The 24937-nt window shown below is 68.0% G+C and carries 28 protein-coding genes and 1 tRNA gene; 26 read left to right on the forward strand and 3 right to left on the reverse strand.

The window, feature by feature from the left end; genetic code table 11:
• The first annotated feature begins 236 nt into the window (after window positions 1–236).
• The 22 genes from BSZ14_RS08175 (at window position 237) to BSZ14_RS08280 (ending at window position 19986) form a co-directional block, all read left to right on the forward strand.
• Complete coding sequence (locus BSZ14_RS08175) at window positions 237–1079, forward strand: type II secretion system protein N (protein WP_076710550.1); 843 nt, start codon at window positions 237–239, stop codon at window positions 1077–1079.
• Window positions 1076–3292, forward strand: a complete 2217-nt coding sequence (gene gspD / locus BSZ14_RS08180; protein ID WP_076710551.1) for a type II secretion system secretin GspD — start codon at window positions 1076–1078, stop codon at window positions 3290–3292. The genes BSZ14_RS08175 and gspD overlap by 4 nt, the downstream gene beginning before the upstream one ends.
• A gap of 121 nt (window positions 3293–3413) precedes the next feature.
• The gene (gene gspE / locus BSZ14_RS08185; protein ID WP_076710593.1) at window positions 3414–4889 is read left to right on the forward strand and encodes a type II secretion system ATPase GspE; all 1476 of its coding nucleotides are present in this window, start codon (window positions 3414–3416) and stop codon (window positions 4887–4889) included.
• A 411-nt stretch (window positions 4890–5300) separates the two neighbouring features.
• Window positions 5301–6524 (forward strand): type II secretion system inner membrane protein GspF, encoded by a 1224-nt coding sequence (gene gspF, locus BSZ14_RS08190; protein ID WP_042485988.1) that lies wholly within the window; start codon window positions 5301–5303, stop codon window positions 6522–6524.
• A gap of 17 nt (window positions 6525–6541) precedes the next feature.
• A complete protein-coding gene (gene gspG, locus BSZ14_RS08195) occupies window positions 6542–6997 on the forward strand; it encodes a type II secretion system major pseudopilin GspG (protein ID WP_076710552.1) in 456 nt (151 codons plus the stop codon).
• A gap of 104 nt (window positions 6998–7101) precedes the next feature.
• Window positions 7102–7584 carry a GspH/FimT family pseudopilin gene (locus BSZ14_RS08200; RefSeq protein ID WP_076710594.1) on the forward strand — a complete coding sequence of 161 codons (483 nt, stop codon included), beginning with the start codon at window positions 7102–7104 and terminating at the stop codon, window positions 7582–7584.
• A gap of 106 nt (window positions 7585–7690) precedes the next feature.
• Window positions 7691–8098, forward strand: coding sequence for a type II secretion system minor pseudopilin GspI (gene gspI, locus BSZ14_RS08205; RefSeq protein ID WP_338012080.1), 408 nt, complete (start codon window positions 7691–7693; stop codon window positions 8096–8098).
• A gap of 86 nt (window positions 8099–8184) precedes the next feature.
• Window positions 8185–8862, forward strand: a complete 678-nt coding sequence (gspJ, locus tag BSZ14_RS08210) for a type II secretion system minor pseudopilin GspJ (protein WP_076710553.1) — start codon at window positions 8185–8187, stop codon at window positions 8860–8862.
• Window positions 8855–9844, forward strand: coding sequence for a type II secretion system minor pseudopilin GspK (gene gspK, locus BSZ14_RS08215; RefSeq protein WP_241823695.1), 990 nt, complete (start codon window positions 8855–8857; stop codon window positions 9842–9844). The genes gspJ and gspK overlap by 8 nt, the downstream gene beginning before the upstream one ends.
• The gene (gene gspL, locus BSZ14_RS08220; protein ID WP_076710554.1) at window positions 9844–10926 is read left to right on the forward strand and encodes a type II secretion system protein GspL; all 1083 of its coding nucleotides are present in this window, start codon (window positions 9844–9846) and stop codon (window positions 10924–10926) included. The genes gspK and gspL overlap by 1 nt, the downstream gene beginning before the upstream one ends.
• Entirely contained in the window at window positions 10923–11396 is a 474-nt protein-coding gene (gspM, locus tag BSZ14_RS08225) for a type II secretion system protein GspM (RefSeq protein ID WP_042485977.1), read from the forward strand. The genes gspL and gspM overlap by 4 nt, the downstream gene beginning before the upstream one ends.
• Before the next feature lie 11 nt (window positions 11397–11407).
• On the forward strand, window positions 11408–12118 hold the full coding sequence (locus BSZ14_RS08230; RefSeq protein ID WP_241823696.1) for a type II secretion system protein N: 711 nt from the start codon (window positions 11408–11410) through the stop codon (window positions 12116–12118).
• A gap of 48 nt (window positions 12119–12166) precedes the next feature.
• Window positions 12167–12243, forward strand: a tRNA-His gene (locus tag BSZ14_RS08235).
• A gap of 132 nt (window positions 12244–12375) precedes the next feature.
• Window positions 12376–13422 carry a Glu/Leu/Phe/Val dehydrogenase family protein gene (locus tag BSZ14_RS08240; RefSeq protein ID WP_076710555.1) on the forward strand — a complete coding sequence of 349 codons (1047 nt, stop codon included), beginning with the start codon at window positions 12376–12378 and terminating at the stop codon, window positions 13420–13422.
• Between the two features lie 304 nt (window positions 13423–13726).
• Entirely contained in the window at window positions 13727–14182 is a 456-nt protein-coding gene (locus BSZ14_RS08245) for an SUF system Fe-S cluster assembly regulator (RefSeq protein WP_076710556.1), read from the forward strand.
• Window positions 14182–15645 carry a Fe-S cluster assembly protein SufB gene (gene sufB / locus BSZ14_RS08250; RefSeq protein ID WP_076710557.1) on the forward strand — a complete coding sequence of 488 codons (1464 nt, stop codon included), beginning with the start codon at window positions 14182–14184 and terminating at the stop codon, window positions 15643–15645. The genes BSZ14_RS08245 and sufB overlap by 1 nt, the downstream gene beginning before the upstream one ends.
• A gap of 71 nt (window positions 15646–15716) precedes the next feature.
• Window positions 15717–16127, forward strand: coding sequence for an endonuclease domain-containing protein (locus BSZ14_RS08255; protein WP_076710558.1), 411 nt, complete (start codon window positions 15717–15719; stop codon window positions 16125–16127).
• A gap of 2 nt (window positions 16128–16129) precedes the next feature.
• Complete coding sequence (gene sufC / locus BSZ14_RS08260) at window positions 16130–16882, forward strand: Fe-S cluster assembly ATPase SufC (protein WP_076710559.1); 753 nt, start codon at window positions 16130–16132, stop codon at window positions 16880–16882.
• Entirely contained in the window at window positions 16879–17958 is a 1080-nt protein-coding gene (locus BSZ14_RS08265; RefSeq protein WP_076710560.1) for a SufB/SufD family protein, read from the forward strand. Before sufC ends, BSZ14_RS08265 begins: the two co-directional genes overlap by 4 nt.
• Window positions 17955–19160, forward strand: coding sequence for an aminotransferase class V-fold PLP-dependent enzyme (locus BSZ14_RS08270; RefSeq protein ID WP_076710561.1), 1206 nt, complete (start codon window positions 17955–17957; stop codon window positions 19158–19160). Before BSZ14_RS08265 ends, BSZ14_RS08270 begins: the two co-directional genes overlap by 4 nt.
• Window positions 19157–19630 carry an SUF system Fe-S cluster assembly protein gene (locus BSZ14_RS08275; protein ID WP_042485952.1) on the forward strand — a complete coding sequence of 158 codons (474 nt, stop codon included), beginning with the start codon at window positions 19157–19159 and terminating at the stop codon, window positions 19628–19630. Before BSZ14_RS08270 ends, BSZ14_RS08275 begins: the two co-directional genes overlap by 4 nt.
• 2 nt (window positions 19631–19632) lie before the next feature.
• A complete protein-coding gene (locus BSZ14_RS08280; protein WP_042485949.1) occupies window positions 19633–19986 on the forward strand; it encodes a HesB/IscA family protein in 354 nt (117 codons plus the stop codon).
• 209 nt (window positions 19987–20195) lie between these two features.
• Here the strand turns inward: BSZ14_RS08280 and BSZ14_RS08285 are convergent, their stop codons facing one another.
• Genes BSZ14_RS08285 through thpR form a run of 3 tightly spaced genes read right to left on the reverse strand, consistent with a single transcriptional unit; the run spans window position 20196 to window position 21991 of the window.
• Window positions 20196–20858, reverse strand: coding sequence for an HAD-IA family hydrolase (locus tag BSZ14_RS08285; protein ID WP_076710562.1), 663 nt, complete (start codon window positions 20856–20858; stop codon window positions 20196–20198).
• Between the two features lie 5 nt (window positions 20859–20863).
• Window positions 20864–21400, reverse strand: coding sequence for a superoxide dismutase family protein (locus BSZ14_RS08290; protein WP_076710563.1), 537 nt, complete (start codon window positions 21398–21400; stop codon window positions 20864–20866).
• A gap of 39 nt (window positions 21401–21439) precedes the next feature.
• Window positions 21440–21991 carry an RNA 2',3'-cyclic phosphodiesterase gene (gene thpR, locus BSZ14_RS08295; RefSeq protein WP_076710564.1) on the reverse strand — a complete coding sequence of 184 codons (552 nt, stop codon included), beginning with the start codon at window positions 21989–21991 and terminating at the stop codon, window positions 21440–21442.
• Between the two features lie 123 nt (window positions 21992–22114).
• On the opposite strand from thpR, the gene BSZ14_RS08300 reads away from it, so the two are divergent.
• From BSZ14_RS08300 to BSZ14_RS08315, 4 genes are all read left to right on the forward strand, one after another.
• Window positions 22115–22861: a Bax inhibitor-1/YccA family protein gene (locus tag BSZ14_RS08300; protein ID WP_042485939.1), complete on the forward strand. Its 747-nt coding sequence runs from the start codon at window positions 22115–22117 to the stop codon at window positions 22859–22861.
• Window positions 22862–22937: 76 nt separating this feature from the next.
• Window positions 22938–23753, forward strand: a complete 816-nt coding sequence (locus BSZ14_RS08305) for a transglutaminase-like domain-containing protein (RefSeq protein ID WP_076710565.1) — start codon at window positions 22938–22940, stop codon at window positions 23751–23753.
• A gap of 27 nt (window positions 23754–23780) precedes the next feature.
• Window positions 23781–24056, forward strand: a complete 276-nt coding sequence (locus tag BSZ14_RS08310) for a hypothetical protein (protein WP_076710566.1) — start codon at window positions 23781–23783, stop codon at window positions 24054–24056.
• Between the two features lie 274 nt (window positions 24057–24330).
• Window positions 24331–24888, forward strand: a complete 558-nt coding sequence (locus BSZ14_RS08315) for a hypothetical protein (RefSeq protein WP_042485929.1) — start codon at window positions 24331–24333, stop codon at window positions 24886–24888.
• Window positions 24889–24937: the final 49 nt, after the last annotated feature.

Consider the following 24937-nt stretch of genomic DNA (forward strand, 5'->3'; position numbering starts at 1 on the left):
GCCTCGACTTCGCTCAGCCTGAACGGTGGTGGGGGAATTGGGGGTCTTATACCGACAGCCGTTCAGGCTGACCGAAGTCGAAGCCCACGGGATGACGCCCGCCCATAATCCACGCAGGATCAGGTTCGTATCCGGCGGTTCCCGTGAAACGGATATGACGAACATGTTTCAGGGCTTTGACGCCGTGCTGTAACATGCCATGCCTAGAGCCCGAAAATGCGTACGGGGTGGGTTTCATGCGGTTGAGGCTCGACGCGCGCGGACGTCGCTGGTTGCGACGCCTGCCGGTCGTGAATGTCTATTCGGTGGCCGAACTGGCGCTGATGGCGGTCCTCGCCGTTCAGGGCGCGCGGCTGCTATGGGTGATCGTCACGCCCGTCTCGCCGCTGGGCGAGTGGCGGCCGCTGGCGCCTGCCATTGCCGGGTCGACATCGGCCATATTGGAGGGATTCGACCCGTTCTTCCGCTTGCAGGGGCAGCAGGCCGCCCCCGCCGCCGTCACCACGCTGCAACTGACGCTGTTCGGCACCCGGCTGGACGAGGCATCGGGGCGCGGCTCGGCGATCCTGGCCGGGCCGGATGGGGTGCAGCGCTCGGTGTCGGTCGGCGAGGAGATCCAGCCCGGGGTCACGCTGAAGGCCGTCGCCTTCGACCATATCACCATCGATCGCGGCGGCGCGACCGAGGATTTGTATCTCGACCAGTCCGATGCGCCGCCCGCCGCCGCCGGAGCATCCGCTCCCGGTGCGCCGTCCGTGCAAGCGCCCGGATCGGTTCCCCCGGCGGGCGGCGTGGCGATCGCGCAGTTGCGCAGCGATATCGGCTTTATCCCACGGCTCGACGGCGGGCGGGTGTCGGGCCTGGCCGTCCGGTCGCAGGGCTCGGGTGCGGCGTTCCGCGCGGCGGGGCTTCGCGAGGGCGATATCGTCACCGCGCTCGGCGGGCGTCCGGTGACGGGGCCGGGCGATCTTGACCGTCTGGCGGCGGACTTCGCACAGGGCGGTTCTCTTTCCATCACGGTCGAGCGGGGCGATCAGACGCTGCCGCTCTCCCTTCAGATTGCGGCACCACGGCCATGAAGAAACTCATCCTCGGTTCGGTCCTGGCGCTGGCATTGGCCGCAGGCGCACACGCCCAGACCACGCTCAACGTCCGCGATGCCGATATCCGCGCCTTCATCGCCGATGCCGCCAAGGTGACGGGGCGGACCTTCATCATCGACAGCCGGGTCAACGGCAAGGTGACGGTCGTGACCGACCGGCCGCTGTCCCGGTCCGAATATTTCGAGATTTTCCTGTCCACCCTGCGCTCCAATGGGCTGGTCGCGGTGCCGACCTCTGGCGGGGCGTTCCGGGTGCAGCCGGTGGACAATGCCGCGTCGCAGCCCAGCCGGATCGGCGTGGGCGGCGCGAACCGCAATTCCTATGTGACCGAGATCATTCGCCTGCGCGCGATCGACGCGAACAGCGCGCTGGAAACCGTGCGCCCGCTGGTCAGCGCACAAGGATCGGTCACGGCCAATCGCGGCGGCAACAGCCTGGTCGTGGTGGACTTCGCCGACAATATCCGCCGCATCCGCGAAGTCGTGCGCCGGATCGATGCCGACAACGCCTCGACCCGCGTCATCGCGCTGCGCAATGCGGGCGCGCGGGAGATCGCGACCGCGCTTCAGACGCTGGCGGGCGGCGGCGGGCAGGGCGGTGCGCCCGCGCAAGGCTCAACCGGCGTGTCGGTCGTCGCCATCGACAGTTCCAACTCGATCGCGCTGCGCGGCGATCCGTCGAGCGTGGCGCGCTTCGCCCAGGTCGCGATCGATCTGGACAACAAGGCCAAGAGCGGCACCGAAATCCGCGTCGTCTTCCTCGAAAACGCCGATGCCGAGCAACTGCTGCCCGTACTCCAGCAACTGGTCGGCCAGACGCCCGATCCGGTGCAGGAGACCACCCTGTCGCGGGGCAGCTTCACCCAGACCAATGCCCAGGCGGGATCGGCCGCGGGCGCTTCCATCGCCCAGCGTATCCAGCCGGTGGCCCAGCCCCAGACTGCGAGCGCACCCGGCGCGGGCGGGCAGAATGGCCAGCAGCCCGCGATCAGCACGCAAGGGGGGCGCACCGCGGCGGTCGTGACCCGCTTCACCGGCGCGAACGCGATCGTCATCGCCGGGCCTGCGGATATCCAGCGCCAGATCGGCGAGGTCATCCGCCAGCTCGACGTGCGCCGCGAGCAGGTGCTGATCGAGGCGATCGTCGCCGAGGTGTCCGACCAGACCGCGCGGCGGCTGGGCGCGCAGTTCCTGCTCGGCAGCCTGTCGGGTGGCGCGTTCGCCGCCTCGACCTATGGCAATACCGCGCCCAACATCCTCCAGATTGCGGGCGCGGTGGGCGCGAACACCATCGGCGGGACCACGACCACCGTCGTTGCACCCGATGGCACGCGCACCACGACCAATGTCCCCAACCAGGCCTATAGCCAGCTGACCCAGTCGGCGGTGCAGTCGATCCTCGGTACGACGGGCGGCTTTGCGGGCTGGGGCGGCAAGATCGGCGACACGGTGTTCGGCGCGATCATCAACGCGGTGAAGAGCGACACCACCTCCAACCTGCTCCAGGTCCCGCACATCATCACGCTGGACAACCAGCAGGCGCACAGCCTGGTCGGTCAGGAAATCCCGATCACGACCGGCCAGGCATTGTCTCCCAATTTCGACAATGCCTTCCGCACCGTGCAGCGCCAGAATGTCGGCATCCAGCTGGACGTGAAGCCGCAGGTCAATGCGGGCGGCTCGCTGAAACTCTATGTCCGCCTGGAGGTCAGCTCGATCGCCGGACCCGTGTCGAGCAACAATAGCGAGCTGATCCTGAACAAGCGCGCGTTCGAGAATGTGTTCACCCCCGACGACGGCCAGATCACCGTCATCGGCGGCCTGCTCGACGATAACGAGCGGCGGACGATCGAGAAGATTCCGTTGCTCGGCGACATTCCGGGGCTGGGCGCGCTGTTCCGGTCCAAGGCGCGCAGCCGGTCGAAGACGAACCTGATGGTCTTCATCCGCCCGACCATCTTGCGCACGCCCGAGGACAGCCGCCGCGTCACCGAACAGCGCTACGGCTATCTCCGCCAGCTCCAGGGCTATGCCCAGCCCGGCGTCGAACCCTCGATCGACGAACTGGTCCGCGACTATATGAACGCCGCGCCGCCGATCCCGCACGCGCCGATGCCCGGCAATATCGAGGACCCGCGCATCGCGGTTCCCGTCGCCAAGTCGGTCGAACCGATCAAGCGCCGTGACTGACGACGAGCAGCCTATCACCACGGGGGACACCGTCCCCCTGCCGCTGGGCACGCCCCTCCCGCAGGCGGAAGGGGATGGGGGAGAGCCACCCGCTCTCCCGCTCCCCACGCCCGACGAAGCGCTGGAACTGGTCGCCCCGCTGACCATTCCTTATGCCTTTGCGCGTAAGTTCGGCACGGTCGTCCACACCGCCGACCCGCTGACCATCGCCCTGCGCGAAGGCGCCGACCCGCGCGCACTGATCGAGCTGCGCCGTCATATCGGTCGCCCCTTCGCCATCGCGCGGGTGGAAGGTCCTGCCTTCGACCGGCTGTTGTCCGACGCCTATGCGATGGACGGACAGGCGACCGCGATCGCGGCGGTGGGCATGGGCGACGAGCTGGACATGCTGGCCGACGGCATCCCGACCGCCGAGGACCTGCTCGACACGGCCGACGACGCGCCCGCCATCCGGCTCATCAACGGCATCATCGCCGACGCCGCGCGCAACGGCGTGTCGGACATCCATATCGAGCCGTACGAGACCGGCCTCGTCGTGCGGATGCGGATCGACGGCGTGCTGCGCGAGACGCTCAGGATGCCGCCGCATGTCGCGCCGGTGGTGGTCAGCCGCATCAAGGTCATGGCCCGGCTCGACATCGCCGAGCGGCGCGTGCCGCAGGACGGGCGCATGGCGCTGACCCTGGGCGGCAAGCTGCTCGACGTGCGTGTCTCGACCCTGCCGAGCCGGGCCGGGGAGCGCGTGGTGCTGCGTATCCTCGACAAGGAGAATGCGGGTATCGACCTCGACGCGCTGGGTATGAACCCGGCCATGTACGCCCTGCTGCGCGAGGCGTTGAGCGAGCCCAACGGCATCATCCTCGTCACCGGCCCGACCGGCTCGGGCAAGACGACCAGCCTCTATGCGGCCTTGCGCCTGCTCAACGACGGCAGCCGCAATATCCTGACCGTCGAGGACCCGGTCGAATATGCGGTCGAGGGCGTCGGCCAGACCCAGGTCAATGCCAAGGTCGGGTTGACCTTCGCGGCGGGCTTGCGCGCGATCCTGCGCCAGGACCCGGACGTGGTGATGGTCGGCGAAATCCGCGACCGCGAGACCGCCGAGATCGCGGTGCAGGCCTCGCTGACCGGACACCTCGTCCTGTCGACGGTCCACACCAACGATGCGGTCGGCGCGATCACCCGGATGCGGGACATGAAGGTCGAGCCGTTTCTGCTCGCCTCCACCTTGCGTGCCGTGATCGCCCAGCGGCTGGTGCGGCGGCTGTGCCCGGCGTGCCGGCGCCCGGTCGAGGCCAGGAACACGGTCGCGCCGCTACTCGGCATCGACGCCCATGCCACGGTGTATGAGGCGATCGGCTGCCCGCAATGCAACGGCAGCGGGTATAAGGGCCGGACCGGCGTCTATGAGGCCGTGCGCGTCGACGACACGATCCGGCGACTGATCAACGAAGGCGGCGACGAACAGGCGATCGCGGCGCACGCCTTTGCCCGGCAACAGCCGCTGGCCGCCGTGGCGCGGGCGCTGGTGCTGGACGGCATGACCACGGCGGAGGAAGCCATCCGCGTATCCCGCCGCGACTCCGACGCGGGGTGAGGGGGGTGTATACTGCCCAACCACTATGCACCACCCCGGCGAAGGCCGGGGTCCAGTTGCCGTGCCGTTGGTGGTTGGTCATGGTCGGCCGTCCCGAGGCCCTAAGTTCACGCGGAGACGCGAAGACGTGGAGAAGAAGTTTCTGTTCGCGCAGAGGCGCGGAGGGCGCAGAGGTGTCTCGTGCGCGGCAGCGCACTGCATCTATAACTGACAGAAGCAAGAGGGCCGCTGGCGCGGCGGGTATGCCCTCTCTGCGTCCTTTGCGCCTCTGCGCGAACTCATTATCTCTCCGCGTCTCCGCGTCTCCGCGTGAGAAAAAATTTCCATCCGATACCCCGCTTCTGAATCAGTATCGCGACTGGACCCCGACCTTCGTCGGGGTGGTCGCCGTTGAGATGGCAGGGCACTGACATGGCCGGGTTCGACTATGTCGCCATCGACACCAGGGGCACGGAGAAGCGGGGCTTTATCCCGGCCGAAACCGCCGACGCCGCCCGCGCCGCGCTGGAGAAGCAGCGGCTTTATGTCGTGTCGGTCAAGCCCGGTAGCGGCGACACCGCCGAGCGGCGGCCGCTCTTCGGACTGAAGCTCGGCCGCGCGCGCATGTCGGTCAAGCAGCTGACGCTCTTCACCCGCCAGCTCGCCACGCTCAACCGCGTCTCGCCGCTGGAGGAAAGCCTTCGCACGATTACCCGCCAGACCGAGCAGGAGCGGGTGCGCGCTATCGTCGCGACCGTGCATCAGGGCGTCACCGAAGGGCGTCGTCTGGCCGATGCGATGGCGCGCGAGCCCAAGAGCTTCCCGCCCCTCTACCGTGCGATGGTCGCGGCGGGGGAGAGTTCGGGCACGCTGCCGACCATCCTCGAACGGCTGGCGGCGTTGCTCGAACGGCAGGCGGAGATTCGCGGCAAGCTGATCACCGCGCTCGCCTATCCGACGATCCTGGCGGTCGTGGCGATGGGCGTCGTCACCGCGCTGATGATGTTCGTCGTGCCGCAGGTGGTCGAACAGTTCGATACGGTCGGGCAGGAGCTGCCCTTCCTGACGCGCATGGTCATCACCGTATCGGACCTGCTGGTCGGCTGGTGGTGGCTGATGGCGGGGATCGTCGTGCTCGGCGGCGTCGGGTTCTGGCGCGCGCTGAAGGTGCCGTCGATCCGGCTGTCCTTCGACAGCTGGCTGCTGAAGCTGCCGCTGCTCGGCCGGTTGTTGCGCGACCTGCACGCGGCGCGGATGGCGCGCACGCTGGGGACGATGGTGGCGAGCCGGTTGCCGCTTCTCGAAGGGCTGACGTTGACCGCCGGGACCATCCATAACCGCCGGTTGCGCGTGGCGTCCGACGCGATCGTCGATGCGATCCGGGGCGGCGGCAGCCTGTCCGCCGCGATGCGGCGCGCCGGGGTCTTCCCGCCCTTGCTCACCTATCTGGCCGCCAGCGGCGAGGCGGCGGGGCGGCTGGACGAGATGCTGGAGCGCGCCGCCGATTATCTGGAGCGCGAATTCGACCGCTTCACCGCCACCGCTTTGTCGCTGCTGGAGCCGGCGATCATCGTCGTAATGGGCGGCGTGGTCGCCACCATCGTGCTATCCATCCTGCTGCCGATCCTCCAGCTCAACACGCTGGCGGGACAATGAGTCGAGAGGACATGTCCATGCGTACCCCCAATCCCCGGCGGATCCGCCGCAAGCGTCCGGCGAACGGCTTTACCCTGGTCGAGCTGATGGTTGTCATCGTCATCATCGGCCTGCTGGCGACGATCGTGGCGCTGAACGTGCTGCCGTCGGGCGACACCGCCAAGATCCAGAAGGCCAAGGCCGATATCTCGAACATCGAGACGGGGCTGGAGATGTACAAGCTCCAGAACCTGACCTTCCCGACTACGGCGCAGGGGCTGCCCGCGCTGGTGTCGATGCCCGCCGGGCTGGCCGATCCGTCTCGCTATCAGAAGGGCGGCTATCTGAAGAAGCTGCCCGACGATCCCTGGGGCCGCCCCTATCTCTATGCCTCGCCCGGCCAGCATGGCGAGGCGGATATCTGGACCTATGGCGCCGACGGCAAGGAAGGCGGCGAAGGGGTCAATGCGGATATCGGCAACTGGGATAAGTGACGCGGGCTGCCCGCCTGGATACCGGTGACGGTGGCGGGCGCGGCCTGCATGGAGGGCGCGGAACGTGGCCTTCGACTTCGCTCAGGCTGAACGGGGGGGGAGGTCTGGTCCCGACCTCCGTTCGCACTGAGCGAAGTCGACGTGCATGGGCCAACGGCTTCACCCTGGTCGAACTGATGATCGTCATCACCGTGATCGGCCTGGCCTCGGCGGTGGCGGTGCTGTCGCTGCCCGACCGGCGGGGCCGCGTCACCGACGAGGCGTTGAAGTTCGCCGCCCGCGTCCGCGCCGCGCATGACGTGGCGGTGGTCGAGGCGTCGCCGGTGAGCATATGGGTCACGCGCGGCGGTTATGGTTTCGACCGGCGGGCGAATGGCGCGTGGAGCCCGATGACCGCCAAGCCCCTGCGCGTCGCCCAGTGGGAAGACGGCACCCAGGCGGTGATTCCCGATGCGAGCGGCCGGGTGCGGATCACCTTCGACGTGACGGGGCTGGCGGACCGCCCGGTCGAACTGCGCCTGACGCGGGAGCGGGCGAGCAGCATCGTGCGGATCGGCGCGGACGGCACGGTGCGTGTCGATGGGTAAGGAGCATTTTTATCCTCCCCGGCACGGGGAGGTGGCAGCGCAAAGCGCTGACGGAGGGGGGCTTCCTCATGAGTCGACCCTTGCGGCGATCCCCCTCCACCATCCTGTGGATGGTCCCCCTCCCCGTGCCGGGGAGGATGGCTTCACCCTGATCGAGATCATGGTCGCGCTGGCGGTGTTCAGCCTGGCGGCGATGGCGCTGGTGCGGCTGGAGAGTGCGACGATCCGGGGAGCCTCGACCCTGGACGAGACCGTCGTGGCGCAGATGGTCGCGCGCAACATCGCCGTTTCGGCCGTCACCGACCCGCAGGCGCCCGCGCTGGGCCGGACGACGGGCGCGGAGGTGAATGGCGGGCGCAGCTGGAAATGGACGCGGATCGTCAGCGGCACGGGCGATGTGCGGGTCGTGCGGATCGACGTGGCGGTGACGAATCCGGGGGGCCGCGTCGTCGGGCGGATGACGATGGTCCGCCCGCCCATGGCCGCGCCGTCGGTCGGGGTGTCGGTGTCGTGACGGGCGTGTCGACCCATCTGTTCCCCCGCGCAGGCGGGGGGCCGGTTCCTTCCGCTGTCGGTCGGGCGGGCCAATCGAGCCACAGATTGCCAACGGAGCGAGCACCGGACCCCCGCCTGCGCGGGGGAACGGGGGAACAGGGCTTCACCCTGGTCGAGGTCATGGTGGCGCTGCTCATCTTCGCGATGCTGGCCGCCGCTGCCGTGGCGATCCTGTCGCTCAGCGTCCGGGTGCAGGGGGTGACGGGGCAGAAGCTCGACGCGATGGCGGCGGTCAGCCGCACGACCGCGATCCTGTCGGCCGATCTGGCGCAGGCGGTCGACCGGCCGACGCGCGACGAGGGCGGCGTCCTGACCCCCGCCATGGTCGCCGGGCCGGATGCGATGCGGCTGGTGCGGGGCGGCTGGAGCAACCTCGACAATGCGGCGCGGCCTTCGGTGCAGAAGGTCGCCTATCGCCTGAACGGCAACGTGCTGGAGCGGGTCGCCTGGCCGCTGCTCGACGGAGCCGCACCGATGGAGCCCGCCGCGCTGATGGACCATGTCCGCGAGTTGCATCTGCGTTACCGCTTCAACGGCGCGTGGCTCGACCAGTGGCAGGGGCAGCCGGGCGTCGCCCTGCCGCAGGCGGCCGAGGTCACGATCGTGCGCGACGACGGCATGATCTATCGCCAGCTGTTCCTGGTCGGCACCGGCTATGTCGGTACGGCCGTGATGCCCCAGCCCGGTCCGTCTCCCAGCCCGACGCCGACACCCAATGGCTAGACCGCTGCCGCCAGCGGGCGAGCGCGGGGCCGCGCTGCTGACCGTCCTGATCCTGGTTGCCGTGATCGCGGTGCTGGCCGCCACCGCGCTGGAAAAGCTGCGCCTGTCGACCCGGCTGGGCGGCAATGCGGTCGCGATCGAGCAGGCGCGCGGTTTCGCCTATGCGGCCGAGGCGCTGGCGATCATCCGCATCGGCGACCTGCTGGAACGCGCCCAGGGCAAGGTGTCGCTGCTCGGCGGATGGAGTGACCGGCCCTTCGCATTGCCGTTGGGCGATATCGCGGGCGGGGGCAGCGCGGTCGCGCGGGTGACGGACGGGGGCAATTGCTTCAACCTCAACGGCCTGGTGCAGGACCTGCCCGGCCAGCCCGGCATGCTGGTCGGCAATGCGGTCGAGGTCGCGCATTTCGCCAAGCTGATGCGGCTGCTGAACGTGCCCGGCCAGGTCGCGCAGCAGGTCGCGACCGCCGCGTCCGACTGGATCGACAGCGACCAGAACCCGCAAGGGGGCGGCGCGGAGGACCCCATCTATCTGGCGCGCGATCCGTCCTATCGGACCGGCGGCGCGATGATGGCGGATGTCAGCGAGCTGCGCATGGTCAGCGGCGTCACACCCGAGCTTTATGCCCAGCTTCGCCCCTGGCTCTGCACCTTGCCCGAGGCGAAGCCGACGAGCGTCAACATCAACACGCTGGCCCCCGAACAGGCGCCCCTGGTCGCCATGGCGCAGGTCGATACGATTTCGCCCCCCGCCATCGCCCAGGCCCTTTTGCGCCGCCCGCCGCAAGGCTATGCCGACGCCGGTGCCTTCTGGGCGCAGATACCGGGGGCGAGCGGGGGCGGCGGCGTGGCGGTGACGACGCGCTGGTTCAACTTGCGGATCGATGTCGGTCTGGGCAGCGTGACGGTGCAGGAGCGGGCGCTGGTCGACGCCACGCGACAGCCGCCGCGCCTGGTGGCACGGATTTGGGGGGAAGAGTGATGAGTGCGACCAACCTCCTGTTCCTGCCGCCGGGCGAGGGCGGCGACTATCGCTGGATGCGGATCGAGGACGAGCGCGTCGCCGCCGCCGGAGACGGCCTGCCGCAGGGTGATGGCGAGATCATCGCGGTCGCGCCCGCCGATGCGGTGTCGCTGCACTGGGCCGAGATTCCTGCCCGCTCGACCGCCCAGGCCGCCGCCGCGGCGCGCCTGCTCGCCGCCGAGGTGAGCGCCGCGCCGATGGACGAACTGCACGTCGCGGTGGGTGAGGACGAGGCAGGCAGCCGCCCGATCGGCATCGTCAATCGCGGGGCGATGGCGGGTTGGCTGGCGCGGCTGGGCGCGGCGGGGGTCGATCCGGTCGCCGTCGTGCCCGCACCGCTGCTGCTGCCGCGTCCTGACGAGGGGTATGTGCGTGGGCATTTGGCCGGGCAGGGCGTGGTCCGCGGGCGCGCGTCGGGCTTTGCCGACGAGCCGGGCTTGACCGAGATCGTCACGGGTGACGCGCCGCTCGACGATCTGGATGATGCGGCGGTCGCGGCCGCGCTGGGCGCGGTGGCGGCGGTGCCCGCGCTCGACCTGCGGCAGGGAATTTTTGCGCGGCGGCGGGGCTTTTCGATCGACTGGCGGCTGGTCAAGCGGCTGGCATGGCTGGGCGTCGCCATCGTCGTCGCCACGCTGGCGATCGATTTCGTGCGCTGGACCAAATACAGTTTCGCCGCCGACGCGACCGAGGCGAAGATCGAGCAGGTCGCCCGCACCGCCCTGCCGCGCGGCGAGACGTTGGTCGATGCCGATCGCCAGCTGACCGAGCGACTGTCGGGGTTGCGCGGGCCGGGCCAGGGGTTCAGCCGGACGGCGGCGGCGGTGTTCGCGGCCGTGCGCGCGGTGCCCGGCACCGAGCTGACCGCCCTCGACTTTCAGCCCAGCGGCGACATCCGTTTGGGTGTCGCGGTCGATCGCGAGGCGCTGGCCACCGACCTGAAGCGCGCGATCGAGGCGGAGGGCTTTACCGTTCAGCCCAGCACCTTCGTCGCGGCGAACGGCCGAATCACGGGAGAATTCACGGTGCGCGCACGATGAAGGCGCTGAAACTCTGGTTCGATGGGCGCAGCCTTCGTGAGAAGCGGCTGCTGCTGGTCATGGGGGCACTACTGGTCGTGACGCTCCTATGGGGCGGCCTGTTGCGCCCGCTGGACGACGGCCTGTCGAGTGCGCGGGAACGCCACGCCGATGCGGTGATCCGGCTGGGCGAGGCGCAAGCCATCGCGGCCGAGCTGAACCAGCGTCGCCGCCGTCCGCCGGCCCTTTCGGGCACGCTGGCCGACACGGTGCGTCTGTCGGCGGAGCAGGTGGGCTTCGGCCTTTCGGCGCTGACCGAGGACGGCCCCGGCCGGGTGCGCGCGCAGATCGCCTCGGCGCGGCCATCCGCGCTGACGCCGTGGCTGGCACGGCTGGAGCGGGGCGGCGTGCTGGTCGAGCAGGCGACATTGACCGACAATGGCGACCGGACGGTCGGTGTCGCCCTTATCCTGCGGACGCGGGTGTCGTGATGCGGTTGCGGATGACCACGCGGCCCTTGGTGTTGTTCGCCGCCATGCTGACCGTGGCGCTGATCGTCTTCCTGCCGATGCGGCTGGCGCTCGGCGCAACGGGTCTCGCCGATCAGGGGTTGAGCGCGCGCCGGGTCGGCGGCACGATCTGGGGCGGCAGCATGATCGAGGCGCGGTTCGGCGCGGTGGCGCTGGGTGATCTCCGCGTGTCGCTGTCGCCGCTCGCCCTGCTGGTCGGGCGGGCGAAGCTGGCGTTCGAGGGAGCGGGCGCCGATGGCCGTCCGATCGCCGGGTCCGCGACGGTCAGCCGCCACGCCATGGGCATCGACGGCGTCACCGCCTCCTTGCCCGCCGCGACGCTCTTTGCCCCGCTGCCGGTGACGACGCTGGCGCTGGAGGATGTGACCGTCCGCTTCCGTGATGGCGTGTGCGAGGAAGCGGCGGGCCGCGTCCGTGCGACCGTGGCGGGCGAGGCGGGCGGCTTGCCGCTGCCGCCGACGATGATGGGCACCGCGCGGTGCGAGGCGGGCGCGCTCCTCCTGCCGATGACGGGGCAGGGTGGTGCGGAGGGCGTCAACCTGCGCATCCGTCCCGATGGCCGCTACACCGCCGATCTGGTCCTGACGCCCGGCGATCCGGCGGCGGCAGCGAAGTTGGAGCAGCTGGGTTTCGTGGCCGGGACAGGGGGCGGATATCGACTTTCGGCAGAAGGACGATTTTGACCGCTTGACGAAAGCGGGTGATCCCGTTTAGGGGCGCAAGCCTTCGCGGCGACCGTAGTTCAATTGGTTAGAGCGCCGGCTTGTGATGCCGGAAGTTGCGGGTTCAAGTCCCGTCGGTCGCCCCATTCTTCTCCGGCCATATCCTGGCCACGGCACCGGCCCCTTTCGCGCCCGTGTCCCCCCTCAATCCTCACCGATAGGGTGGCCGGGTCGAAAGTCTCGGTCCGGTTCCGCTTTTGTCGGACCGAAGGACGAGCATGACGGACTGGGGCTTTCCCGATTTCGACGCGCATGAAGGCGTGCACCTGTTCACCGATCCCGCTTCGGGTCTGCAGGCGGTCATCGCCGTGCACTCGACGCATCTCGGCCCGGCGGCGGGCGGCGCGCGCTTCTGGCACTATGCCACGCCTGCGCTCGCCATCACCGATGCGCTGCGCCTGTCGCGCGGCATGAGCTACAAGAACGCGATGGCGGGTCTGGCGCTGGGCGGCGGCAAGGGCGTGGTCCTGGCGGCGAAGCCCGGCGACGTCATCACCGCCGCGCAGCTCGAGGCGTTCGGCCGTGCGGTCGAGTCGCTCGGCGGTCGTTACGTGACGGCCGAAGACGTCGGTATGTCCGAGGAGCGGATGAAGGTCATTGCGACCCAGACCCGTTATGTCTCCGGCCTGCCGGTGGCGAGCGGTGCGGCGGGCGGCGACCCCGGTCCCTATACCGCGCACGGCGTCTATCTGGGCGTGAAGGCCGCCGCCAAGCGCGGTCTGGGCGCGACCGACATGAAGGGCGTGCGCGTCGCGATCCAGGGCGTCGGCTCGGTCGGCGGTGGCCTGGCCAAGCTGCTGGCCAAGGACGGTGCGGTCCTGACCATCGCCGACGTCAACCGGGCGCGCGCCGAACAGATGGCGGCCGAACTGGGCGCTAGCGTCGCCCCGGCCGACGAGATCCTGTTCGCCGATGTCGATCTGGTCAGCCCCAATGCGCTGGGCGCGGTCTTGACCGCCGATTCGATCCAGCGGCTGAAGGCCAAGGTCGTCGCGGGTGGCGCGAACAACCAGCTGGCGACCCGCGAGGACGGCGCGCGCGTGGCGGAGGCGGGCATCCTCTATGCGCCCGATTACGTCATCAATGCAGGCGGCATCATCAATGTCGGCCTGGAATATCTGGGCCAGGGCGACGAGGCCGAGGTCATGGCGCGCATCGCCAAGATCCCCGAGCGTCTGGAACAGGTGTGGCAGCGCTCGGCCGAAACCGGCCATCCGGCCTCGGACGTCGCGGACGAAATCGCGCAAGGCCTGATCGGGCGGTAAAACCCCACGCTCTTGAGACTCACGCCCCTCCCGCAAGCGGGATGGGGGAGGGCAAGGCCACGAGCTACGGGCTCTGTGAGACCTCGTGCCCTCCCCAAACCCAGTTTCAGGTAAACGATGCCCCGCATCGTTTAGGTCATGCTGGGAGCATGACCGACCTGAAACTCGCCTGCGGGAGGTGCTTAAGAAGAGAGTGAGTCCCCCTCACTCACACCCATCGAAATTCCCGCACCGAAACCCGGTTGACGAACCGCCCCCTCGCGCCCATTTGCCAATCGGATCAAATCCATCCGATTGGGAGTCCATGCGCCTTTCCAGCCTCGCCGATTATGCGGTCGTGATGATGACCGCCGCCGCGCGCGAAGGCGTAGGCGGGCGGAGCAACGCGACCTTGCTGGCGGGGCAGACGGGGGTGCCTTTGCCTACCGCCCAGAAGCTGGTCAGCCGTCTGGCGGGCGCGGGCCTGATCGAGAGTACGCGCGGCACCGGCGGCGGTATCCGCCTCGCCCGCGATGCGGACACGATCAGCCTGGCCGATATCGTCGAGGCGGTGGACGGCCCGATCGCGCTGACCGCGTGCGTCGATGGTGCCGCGCATGACTGTGGCCTGGAAATGCAGTGCCGAGTCCGGCCGCATTGGCATGTCGTCAATCAGGCGGTACGCGCCGCCTTTTCCGGGGTGACGCTCGCGACGCTCGCCGCCGATCCTGTTGAATCGCAAGTGATGGACGCGTCCCCGCGTCCGGGGGTATTCGCCTGATGGCCACGAAGAATGCAGAGGCGCTCGCCGCCGCCAACAAGAAGTACGAGTGGGGCTTCGCCACCGACATCGAGCAGGACTTCGCGCCCAAGGGGCTGAGCGAGGATACGGTTCGCTATATCTCGGCCAAGAAGGGCGAGCCCGAATGGATGCTTGACTGGCGGCTGAAGGCGTTTCGCCTGTGGCAGTCGCTGGAGACGCCGGACTGGGCCAAGCTGAACATCCCGCCGATCGACTATCAGGACGCGTATTATTACGCGGAGCCCAAGCAGAAGAAGACGATCGCGTCGCTGGACGAGCTCGATCCCGAGATTCGCCGGACCTACGAGAAGCTGGGCATCCCGATCGCCGAGCAGGAAGTGCTCGCGGGCGTCGAGGGTGCTCGCAAGGTTGCGGTCGACGCGGTGTTCGACAGCGTCTCGGTCGCGACCACCTTCCGCAAGGAACTGGAAGCGGCGGGCGTGATCTTCCGTTCGATCAGCGAGGCGATCAAGGAATATCCCGATCTGGTCCGCAAGTGGCTGGGCAAGGTTGTGCCGCAGCGGGATAATTATTTCGCGACGCTCAACTCGGCGGTCTTCTCGGACGGGACGTTCGTCTACATTCCCGAGGGTGTTCGCTGCCCGATGGAGCTGTCGACCTATTTCCGCATTAACGCCGAGAATACCGGCCAGTTCGAGCGCACGCTGATCGTGGCGGACAAGGGGGCCTATGTCTCCTATCTCGAAGGCTGCACCGCGCCGATGCGCGACGAGAACCAGCTGCACGCCGCAGTGGTCGAGCTGGTCGCGCTGGACGATGCCGAGATCAAATATTCGACCGTCCAGAACTGGTATCCGGGCGACGAGAATGGCGTCGGCGGCATCTACAATTTCGTCACCAAGCGCGCGCTGTGCCAGGGCAAGAACAGCAAGGTGTCGTGGACGCAGGTCGAAACCGGCTCGGCGGTGACGTGGAAATACCCGTCCTGCGTGCTGGCGGGCGACGGCTCGGTGGGCGAGTTCTACTCGGTCGCGGTGACGAACAACCGCCAGCAGGCCGATACCGGCACCAAGATGATCCATCTCGGCAAGAACACGCGGTCCACCATCGTGTCGAAGGGGATTTCGGCTGGGCGTTCGGACAACACCTATCGCGGGCTGGTTCGTGTGGCCGCGACCGCCGAGAATGTCCGCAATTTCACCCAGTGCGACAGCCTGCTGCTGGGCGACCAGTGCGGCGCACACACCGTGCCCTATATCGAGGTGAAGAACCCCAGCGCGCAGATCGAGCATGAGGCGACGACCAGCAAGATCAGCGAAGACCAGCTGTTCTATGCAATGAGCCGTGGTCTGGATCAGGAAGCGGCGGTCGCGCTGATCGTCAACGGCTTTGCACGCGAGGTCTTGCAGCAACTCCCGATGGAGTTCGCGGTCGAGGCGCAGAAGCTGCTGGGGATTTCGCTGGAGGGGTCGGTCGGGTGACACTGACGCCGCGCGACGACGCCCGACGCCACGACACCCCTCCCCTTCAGGGGAGGGGCCGGGGGTGGGGCATGTCCGCAGGGGCGCTCGACCGTTTGTCGGGCTATGCTCGCACGATGCGTCGTGAACCGACCGAGCCGGAAAAACGAATCTGGGCGCGTCTTTCGCGGTCGCAACTGGGCGGTTTCAAATTCCGTCGGCAGGCCGTGATCGGCAGCTATATCGCCGACTTTCTCTGCCCGGCACCGGGCTTGATCGTTGAGGTCGATGGCGAAACCCATGCCGATGCACAGCGGGATGTTCGGCGCGATGCGGCACTTGCGGAATTGGGTTTTAGGGTCGTTCACATCGGCAATACTGATGTGATGCACAATATCGAGGGTGTATTGGCGCACCTGCTCGGCACGCTGCAAGCGATGCCCGCGCGGCGGGCGCCCCACCCCAACCCCTTCCCTGAAGGGGAGGGGCTAGAAGGGCTATGACAATGCTGAAAATTGAAAACCTCCACGCCGAAATCGACGGCAAGCCGATCCTCAAGGGCCTGACGCTCGAGGTGAATGCGGGCGAAGTCCATGCGATCATGGGGCCGAACGGCGCGGGCAAGTCGACGCTGGGCTATGTGCTGGGTGGGCGTCCGGGGTATGAAGTGACCGAGGGTTCGGTGACATTTAACGGCGTCGACCTGCTCGAACTGGAGCCGAACGAGCGCGCCGCCGCCGGGCTGTTCTTGGGCTTCCAGTATCCGGTCGAGATTCCCGGCGTGTCCAACGTCCAGTTCCTGCGCGAAAGCCTGAATGCGCAGCGCGGCCAGCGCGGCGAAAAGCCGCTGTCGGGTGGCGAATTCCTGAAGCTCGCCCGCGCGCAGGCCGATGGGTTGGGACTGAATCAGGACATGCTCAAGCGTCCGGTCAATGTCGGCTTCTCGGGCGGCGAGAAGAAGCGCAACGAAATGGTCCAGATGGGCATCCTGAACCCCAAGTTCGCGATCCTGGACGAAACGGACTCCGGCCTCGACATCGACGCATTGCGAATCGTCGGCGACGGCATCAACCGGATCATGCGCGCGCCCGACAAGGCGGTGCTGCTCATCACCCATTATCAGCGGCTGCTCGACTATGTGCAGCCCGACCGGGTGCATGTGCTGGCCGATGGCCGCATCGTGCGTTCGGGCGGCCCCGAACTCGCGCTCGAACTGGAGCGTGAAGGCTATGTGGGCGTCGAGGGAGCGGCGGCGTGACGACCACGCTGGAACTCCCCTCGACCCGCGAAGAGGCGTGGCGCTGGGCGGATATCGACGCGCTTCGCCGCGCGGCCGAAAGCGAGCGGGCGGTGCCGGTGGCGGGGGCGGATCGCTTCCTCGACCTTCCCGGCGCGCGGTTGCTGTTCGTGGACGGGGTGCTGGATGAAAGCGCCAGCAACCTCGGCCCGGTGCAGCTGACCCAGATCGACGCCAGCGATCATCCGCTGGGACGGCAGGCGCTGGGGCGCGGCTGGTCGCTGCGGCTTGAGCGCGATGCGGTCGCAGAGCCGGTGCAGATCGTCCATGTCGCCAGCGGCGCGGCCAACCATCTGCCCGCCGAGATCGTGCTGGCCGAGGATGCGGCGGCGCAGGTCTATGAGACCTATGTCGGGCGCGGCTGGACCAACCGGCTGACGCGGGTGAAACTGGCGGCATCGGCGCGGCTGATGCGGGCGGTGCGTTTGTTGCAGGATGACGGCTTCGTGTCGCTGCGCGAAGAAGCCGAGCTGGGCGAGGGCGCGAGCCTGACCGCGACATTCCTGGCTGCCGGAACCATGGGCGTGCGGATCGACGGCGGCATCACCCAGACCGGCGACGGCGCCTATGCCGAGTTCGGCGGCGCGCTGCTGACCAAGGGCGAGTTGAAGCAGGAGTGCGCGGTGGCCCTCCGCCATGCCGCACTCAACGGCCAGAGCCATCAGCTGTGGCGCGCGGTTGCCGCCGATCGCAGCCAGGCAAGCCTCGCCGCGCGGGTCGAAGTGGCGCGCGACGCGCAGAAGACCGATGGCGAGCAGAGCTTGCGCGGCCTGCTGCTCCAGCGGACGGCAACGGTGAACCTGAAACCCGAGCTGGAAATCTTCGCCGATGACGTGAAGTGCGCGCATGGCGCGACGGTGGGCGAGCTGGATGCCAAAGCGCTGTTCTATATGCAGAGCCGTGGCATCCCGAAGCCGCGTGCGCAGGCGCTGCTGACCCGCGCCTTCGTGGCGGATGCGATCGATCGGATCGGCAACGAGGTGGTGCGCGAAGCCTTTGCGGGGGATGCCGACGCCTGGCTGGAGGCGGCGCTTTGACGAGCGCCGCGCCTCTCGACCGGGTGGCGGATTTTCCGGCGATCCCGGATGGTTGGGCCTATCTCGACACCGCCGCGACCGCGCAGAAGCCGCAAGCCGTGATCGACGCGATCACCCGCGCCTATGACACGAGCTATGCCACCGTGCATCGCGGCGTCTATCAGCGTTCGGCCGATATGACGGTGGCCTATGAGAAGGCGCGCGAGGCGACGGCACGGTTCATCGGCGCGGGGTCGGCGAACGAGATCGTCTTCACGCGCGGCGCGACCGAGGGGATCAACTTGGTCGCGCAGTGCTGGGCGGCGACCAACCTGAAGGCGGGCGACCGCATCATGCTGTCGATGCTGGAGCATCATTCCAACATCGTGCCGTGGCAGATGGTCGCCGAGCGGTTGGGCGTGGCGATCGACGTGCTGCCGCTGACCGCCGATCACCGTATCGACTTGGACGCGATGGCGCGGATACTCAGCCCAGCGCACAAGCTGGTGGCGCTGGGCCATGTGTCGAACGTGCTGGGCTCGGTCCTCGACGGGCATCGCGCGGCCGATCTGGCGCATGGTGTGGGCGCGAAGATCCTGCTCGACGGCTGCCAGGCGGTGCCGCGTATCGCGGTCGATGTGAAGGCGCTGGATTGCGACTTCTACGTCTTCTCGGGCCACAAGCTTTACGGTCCGACCGGCATCGGCGTGCTGTGGGCGCGCCCCGAATTGCTGGAGGCGATGCCGCCCTATCAGGGCGGCGGGTCGATGATCGACCGGGTGAGCTTCGAGAAGACGACCTATGCCCCGCCACCCGGCCGGTTCGAGGCGGGGACGCCGCATATCGTCGGCGCGCTGGGGCTTCATGCCGCGATCGACTATGTGTCGGCCATCGGGCTGGACGCGATCCATGCGCATGAGGCGGCGCTGGTCGCGCAGGCGCGGGAAGGGCTGTCGGCGATCAACTCGGTGCGGCTGCTGGGGCCTGAGGACTCGGCCGGAATCGTCAGTTTCGCGGTCGAGGGGGTTCATCCCCACGACATCGGCACCATATTGGACGAGAGCCGGGTGGCAATCCGCGCAGGCCATCATTGCGCCCAGCCGCTGATGGACGCGCTCGGCCTGCCCGCCACCGCGCGGGCGAGCTTCGGCGTGTATAACGGACCCGATGACGTCGCGGCGCTGGTGGATGGCGTCCGGCGGGTCACGAGGATTTTCGGATGAGCGATTATAGAATCGAAGAGGTCGACAGCGTGGCGCAGCCGCCCAAGGCGCGTGTGCAGGATGTCGTCGAGACACCGGCGACGGAAGCTGGGGCGGAGCGCCAGCGCGACTATCTCTCGGGCTTCCTCTCGCAAAAGCCGACCGCCGACGATCCGACCCAGCCGGGCGGCGCGCTGTATGATGGCATCATCGACGCGCTGAAGGATATTTTCGACCCCGAAATCCCGGTCAACATTTATGACCTGGGTCTGATCTATGGCGTCGAGGTGACCGAGGGCGGCCATGCGGTCGTCACCATGACGCTGACCACCCCGCACTGCCCGGTCGCCGAGTCGATGCCGGGTGAGGTCGAACTGCGCGTCTCGGCGGTGCCGGGGATCGCGACGGCGGACGTCAACCTTGTCTGGGACCCGCCCTGGGACCCGCAGAAGATGTCGGACGACGCCAAGCTCGAACTGGGGATGCTCTGACCATGGCCACCACCCTGCGCCCGCGCCCCGCCGCGCTGAACCTGACCCCCTCCGCCGAGGCGCGGATCGCCGAACTGATGGCGCGCGCGCCGGAGGGGGCGATCGGGGTGAAGCTGTCCACGCCGCGCCGGGGGTGTTCGGGACTGGCCTATTCGGTCGATTACGTGACCGAGGCCAAGGCGTTCGACGAGAAGATCGACACACCGGGCGGCACCTTGTTCGTCGATGGCGGATCGATCCTGTACCTGATCGGATCGACCATGGATTGGGTCGAGGACGACTTCACCGCGGGGTTCGTGTTCCAGAACCCCAACGCCAAGGGCGCGTGCGGGTGCGGAGAGAGCTTTACGGTTTAACGGGGGGGGCGGTGGCCATTCCTTCGACTTCGCTCAGGCTGAACGGAGGTTGGGGGTAAGGGCTTTTGACACCTGTTCCCCGGCGAAGGCCGGGGTCCAGTTTCTTCCCGGTTGAGATTGCGGGGCGCCGCCATGTGGGAGGCAAAGGTCCCTGCCGACGAAACCGCATCGTAACTCGATCCCGGCCTCCACCGGGTTACAGCCGTGGCCTAAACCCGGTGGTCCAGCTTCAGGCTGGCGCCGTCCCACTCCACCGCCAGGTCGCGATAATCCCCGACCGTCGCATGGGCGGTATCCATCACCCCACGATGCGTCTCGGTAATCACCACCACCGTCATCCCTGCCGCTTCGGCCGCAGCGATCCCAGCGGGGGCGTCCTCGAAGGCCAGGCATTCCTCTGGCGCGACGCCCAGCCGTTTCGCGCCCAGCAGGAAGCCGTCGGGCGCGGGCTTGCTCCGCTCCGCATCCTCCGCCGTCACGAACACGCCGGGTAAAGGCAACCCCGCCGCCTTCAGCCGCACCTCCGCCAGCCGCCTCGGTGCGGAGGTCACGATGGCCCAGCGATCGGGGGGCAGGGCGGCCAGGAATGCCGCCGCGCCACCGATCGGCACCACATCGTCGACGTCCAGCATCTCCGCCTCGGTCAGCGCATGCGCCTCGGCCACCGGATCGATACCGGGCAGGTTCAGCCGCCGGATCGTCTCGACCGACTGGACGCCGTGGATGGTCGGCAGGAACGCTTCCACGTCCAGCCCCTGCCGCTTCGCCCAGACGGTCCAGGCACGCTCGGCCGACGCGATGGAACTCAGGATCGTCCCGTCCATGTCGAACAGGAAGCCGCCAAAGGCGCGTATCGGCAGGGGTGTGGACATGCCGTTCAGTTGGCCTGGAACACGCCGCAGGCGATGCGGCCGCCGCTATTGCCGCTGGGGTCGGTCTTCAGATCGTCGGCGGCGGCGTGGATCACGATCGCCGAGCCGTCGGCATCCAGCAGCCCCGCCATGGTCGCGCCCGGCAACACCACACCCAGCGTCCCGCGTCCGTCATTGCCAACGGTCATGTTGGGCATGTCGCCCTCATGCGGCCCCTGCGGGTTCATGCTGCCATGCTGGCGCTGCGTCGGGTTCCAGTGGCCGCCCGCGGTGGTGAAGTCCGGCGCGTCGCAGCGGCCGACGGTGTGGACATGGACGCCGTGCATGCCCGCCGGCACGTTCATCGCGTCGAGGGTGATGCGCAGTCCCCCGGCGACTTCGGTCGCGGTGGCGCGGCCCGCATCCCCACCGGTGCCGGTCCGCAGGCTCGCGGTCGCGCTGGCGCCGTTCGGGGTGGGAGAGCCCGTTTCCATCTTCGTCTGGTCGCAGGCCCCCAGGCCCAGCGCGGCGGTGCCGATGGCCAACAGCGTGAGATATTTCATGACGCAAGCTCCCTGTTCGATACGCATAGTTGCGGCGTGTTACCCGCCGGTTTCAAGCGGCCAACGCATCACGGGTTCATAGGATGCGCCGCCATGGCCCAGATGGCTTTGGTAGAGGACCAGATGGCCCATGGTGAAAGGCTCGCTGGACAGGCCCGCATGGACCGCACGCCACCCTTCGATCTCGGGCGCGCGTCCCGCCGAGCCGGGCAGGCGGGCCAGCGTGACATGCGGCAGATAGGCGCGCGCCTCGGGCGACAGACCCGCACGGACACAGGCCTGGTCGACCTTGCGATGGAGATGGGCCAGCGCGTCGTGCGGCGTGACGCCCGCCCAGAGCGTGTCGACCCGCCCCTTGCGATCGAACGTGCCGACGCCGGAAATCCGCACCATGGGGGCGGGGGCGCGAACCTGGCCCAGCGCGGCGGCGATATCCTCCGCCACCGGGCGGTCCACCTTGCCGATAAAGCGCAGGGTCAGGTGCAACTGGTCGTCATCCTGCCAGCGGGCTTGGGGAACGCCGTCCATCGCATCGGCGAGCAGGTCGCGAATGGCGGGCGGTGGGCGGAGCGCGACGAACAGACGAACCATGACAAAATATGTCTATCGCATTCCGTCGCGTTCGCGGGAACCTCCTCCGCTTGAAAAGCGTCCCCAACAGAGCGATATTTGGCCTAACCGGCATATGGCCGGGCAAAGGAGCAATAGTTCACCATGGCAAACTGGTCTGATCCACGGCCGAGCGCCGCGCCGTTCGGTACCACAGCCACCACGGGCTCGACCGCCTATGATGCGGGTCTGCGTTCGTACATGCTGTCCGTCTATAACTACATGACGTCGGGCGTGCTGCTGACGGGTATCGTCGCGCTGCTCTTCGCATGGGGTGGTCGCGACAGCATGGCCGCGCAGGTCTTCCTGAACGGCGGCGCGCTTCGCTACGTCATCATGTTCGCGCCGCTGGGCTTCGTGTTCGCGCTAAGCATGGGCGTGAACCGCATGAAGACCTCGACGATGCAGCTGCTCTTCTGGGCGTTTGCGGTCGTCATGGGGCTGTCGCTGTCGACCATCTTCCTGGTGTATAGCGGCGGTTCGATCGCGGGTGCCTTCTTCGCCACCGCGGCGGGCTTCGCGGCGCTGAGCCTCTATGGCTACACCACCAAGCGTGACCTGTCGGCGTTCGGCACCTTCCTGATCATCGGCCTGGTCGGCCTGATCGTCGCCAGCGTCATCAACATCTTCCTCCAGTCGGGGACGATGGGCCTGGTCATCAGCTTCGTCGGCGTTCTGCTGTTCGCCGGCCTGACCGCCTATGACACGCAGCGTACCAAGTCGATGTATTACGAGGTGCGCGGCACGTCGATGCAGGACCGGGTGGTCATCATGTCGGCGCTGAGCCTGTATCTCGACTTCATCAACATGTTCATGTTCATCCTGCGTCTGACCGGCTCCAGCCGCGACTGATCGGGTCGACAGAACAGATCCAGAAGGCCCGGCGGCATATCCGCCGGGCCTTTTTTCATGCGAAGGGGATGCGGCCATGCGCCTGTCGATCGACGTGACGCTCGACTATGTTCTGAAGCAACCGGCCGATATCCTGCTCCAGATCGAGGTGGCGGCGACGCCCGACCAGCGGCTGGAGCATCAGTCGCTGACCATCTGGTCCGATCATCCGGTCGCGGCGGTGCGCGGCGAGGATGGAATCGGGCAACGTTGCTGGGTGCGCGCCGATCACGGCCTGCTCGCCCGTTATGAAGCAGTGGTCGCGGTCGAACGGCCGGTCGTCCGGCTGGAGCGGCTGGCGGCGACCCCGGCGCGCGGGCTGCCCGGTGAGCTGATCCCCTATATGCTGCCCAGCCGTTACTGCGAGTCCGACCGGCTGGAGGGCTTCGTCCGCCAGCGTTTCGCGGGGCTGTCAGGCGGAGCGATGGCGGCGGCTCTGGCCGATTGGGTGGCGACGCGCATGACCTATCAGTCGGGCGGGTCGAGCGGCGTCACGACCGCGCTCGACACCTTCGGATCGCGCAGCGGGGTGTGTCGCGACTATACCCATTTGCTGGTCGCGCTGGCCCGCGCGGCGGAAATTCCGGCACGCTGCGTCGCCGCCTATGCGCCCGGCGTCGATCCGCCCGACTTCCATGCGGTGGCCGAACTGTGGCTGGAGGGCGGCTGGCATCTGGTCGACGCGACCGGCATGGCGCAGGCCGACGAGATCGCGCGGGTGTGCGTCGGCCGCGATGCGACCGACATCGCCTTCATGACCGTGTTCGGCGAGGCGCAGCTTTGCGATCAACGGGTGAAGGTGCGGCGGTTGGACGGATCGGCGCAGGAACGCTTGTCCGATCTGGCTCGTTGATCCGGTCCACTATGATGGGGAAGTGACATGAACGACAGCATCGACGATCGCGCGCTGGACAGCGTCTCGGTCGCGCCGGGCGGCGAGCAGGCCGAGCAGGGCAACCGCCCGCGTCCCCCCGAACAGGATGCCGGGCAGGATCCCGCCATCACCGAGGACCTGCAGAAGAACCCGCAGGATGTCGACGCCCAGCTCGACGAGAGCCTGGACGAATCGATGGACGCCAGTGATCCGCCCTCGATCACCCAGCCCGGCCGCGATGGCCCGGCCGAGTCGTCGGGTTATACCGAAGAGGATCGCTGACCCGCACCGCATGACCGGGGGCGAGGGCCAGACATGGGCCTCTCCCCGGCTTCTTCCCTATGAAAATCACCCGCCGTTGCGCGCTCGCAACAAACTTGCCGAATATGTCGGGGTTCGGCGTATCCCGGAAAATTGATTGCTCCTATGGCGGTTCGTCGCAATCTATGTTGCGGCGCGGTGCTTTTCATGTTCGTCTGGCCCGGCTCGTTCAGCGTTGCGTTAACCAAATGCGCGCATGATGATCGGGTCAGTTTCGATTGGGCGGGGTGATGATATGGGATCGAGGAGCAGACCGGCCGAAGGCGCGATGACCTTGGCGGAAATGAAGGAATTTGCAGGCTTTGCGGCGGCGACGCAGCGTTATATCCGCCGGTCGCTCGATATCGGGCTGGACCGTGAGGATGCGATGACGCGCTGGTCGCGTGACGTGGTCGAGGCGGCGAGCATCCGCGCCCAGGCCCGGCTGTACCGCAATCTGCCGGAAATCCGGCACCTGATCCCGGTCGATAGCGGCCTGGAGTCGCTGGAGCCGTTCATGGCCCCGTTCGTCACGATCGCGGCTTTCGACCTGGGGCAGGGGCGGCTGACCAGCTTCTCGGCTTTCCGGTTCCTCTATGAGCGGCTGGTCGGGGCCGAGGTGCGCCCATGGCTGCCTTCGATTTTCTGCGCGGCGGCGGCCCTGCCGCATCTGCATCCCGAATTGCGGCGGCAGCTGCTCCAGTCGATCAGCGAAGCGGCGGCGACCGCGGCGGGCTGGTCGAGCCGTCAGCCCGCCTTCTTCCCCCACTGGGTCGAGAAGGTCGACACGAACGGCACGTCGCTGGCCAACTGATGCCGTGCGATGGCGGGGCCGGGGGGCGCCGCCATCGTCCGCTTGTTCC

It is taken from the genome of Sphingomonas sp. Sph1(2015) (assembly GCF_001970915.1).
GTDB lineage: Bacteria > Pseudomonadota > Alphaproteobacteria > Sphingomonadales > Sphingomonadaceae > Sphingomonas > Sphingomonas parapaucimobilis.

What these genes read in the sequence shown, in the direction of transcription:
- gspG (WP_076710552.1), top strand. Translation starts at nt 6,542, where the DNA reads ATGCGTACCCCCAATCCCCGGCGGATCCGCCGCAAGCGTCCGGCGAAC.
- BSZ14_RS08245 (WP_076710556.1), top strand. Translation starts at nt 13,727, where the DNA reads ATGCGCCTTTCCAGCCTCGCCGATTATGCGGTCGTGATGATGACCGCC.
- thpR (WP_076710564.1), bottom strand. Translation starts at nt 21,991, where the DNA reads ATGGTTCGTCTGTTCGTCGCGCTCCGCCCACCGCCCGCCATTCGCGAC.
- gspK (WP_241823695.1), top strand. Translation starts at nt 8,855, where the DNA reads ATGGCTAGACCGCTGCCGCCAGCGGGCGAGCGCGGGGCCGCGCTGCTG.
- BSZ14_RS08305 (WP_076710565.1), top strand. Translation starts at nt 22,938, where the DNA reads ATGCGCCTGTCGATCGACGTGACGCTCGACTATGTTCTGAAGCAACCG.
- BSZ14_RS08310 (WP_076710566.1), top strand. Translation starts at nt 23,781, where the DNA reads ATGAACGACAGCATCGACGATCGCGCGCTGGACAGCGTCTCGGTCGCG.
- sufC (WP_076710559.1), top strand. Translation starts at nt 16,130, where the DNA reads ATGCTGAAAATTGAAAACCTCCACGCCGAAATCGACGGCAAGCCGATC.
- gspD (WP_076710551.1), top strand. Translation starts at nt 1,076, where the DNA reads ATGAAGAAACTCATCCTCGGTTCGGTCCTGGCGCTGGCATTGGCCGCA.
- sufB (WP_076710557.1), top strand. Translation starts at nt 14,182, where the DNA reads ATGGCCACGAAGAATGCAGAGGCGCTCGCCGCCGCCAACAAGAAGTAC.
- BSZ14_RS08275 (WP_042485952.1), top strand. Translation starts at nt 19,157, where the DNA reads ATGAGCGATTATAGAATCGAAGAGGTCGACAGCGTGGCGCAGCCGCCC.
- BSZ14_RS08240 (WP_076710555.1), top strand. Translation starts at nt 12,376, where the DNA reads ATGACGGACTGGGGCTTTCCCGATTTCGACGCGCATGAAGGCGTGCAC.
- gspF (WP_042485988.1), top strand. Translation starts at nt 5,301, where the DNA reads ATGGCCGGGTTCGACTATGTCGCCATCGACACCAGGGGCACGGAGAAG.
- BSZ14_RS08315 (WP_042485929.1), top strand. Translation starts at nt 24,331, where the DNA reads ATGGGATCGAGGAGCAGACCGGCCGAAGGCGCGATGACCTTGGCGGAA.
- BSZ14_RS08255 (WP_076710558.1), top strand. Translation starts at nt 15,717, where the DNA reads ATGTCCGCAGGGGCGCTCGACCGTTTGTCGGGCTATGCTCGCACGATG.
- gspM (WP_042485977.1), top strand. Translation starts at nt 10,923, where the DNA reads ATGAAGGCGCTGAAACTCTGGTTCGATGGGCGCAGCCTTCGTGAGAAG.
- gspL (WP_076710554.1), top strand. Translation starts at nt 9,844, where the DNA reads ATGAGTGCGACCAACCTCCTGTTCCTGCCGCCGGGCGAGGGCGGCGAC.
- BSZ14_RS08285 (WP_076710562.1), bottom strand. Translation starts at nt 20,858, where the DNA reads ATGTCCACACCCCTGCCGATACGCGCCTTTGGCGGCTTCCTGTTCGAC.
- BSZ14_RS08175 (WP_076710550.1), top strand. Translation starts at nt 237, where the DNA reads ATGCGGTTGAGGCTCGACGCGCGCGGACGTCGCTGGTTGCGACGCCTG.
- BSZ14_RS08300 (WP_042485939.1), top strand. Translation starts at nt 22,115, where the DNA reads ATGGCAAACTGGTCTGATCCACGGCCGAGCGCCGCGCCGTTCGGTACC.
- BSZ14_RS08230 (WP_241823696.1), top strand. Translation starts at nt 11,408, where the DNA reads ATGACCACGCGGCCCTTGGTGTTGTTCGCCGCCATGCTGACCGTGGCG.
- BSZ14_RS08280 (WP_042485949.1), top strand. Translation starts at nt 19,633, where the DNA reads ATGGCCACCACCCTGCGCCCGCGCCCCGCCGCGCTGAACCTGACCCCC.
- BSZ14_RS08290 (WP_076710563.1), bottom strand. Translation starts at nt 21,400, where the DNA reads ATGAAATATCTCACGCTGTTGGCCATCGGCACCGCCGCGCTGGGCCTG.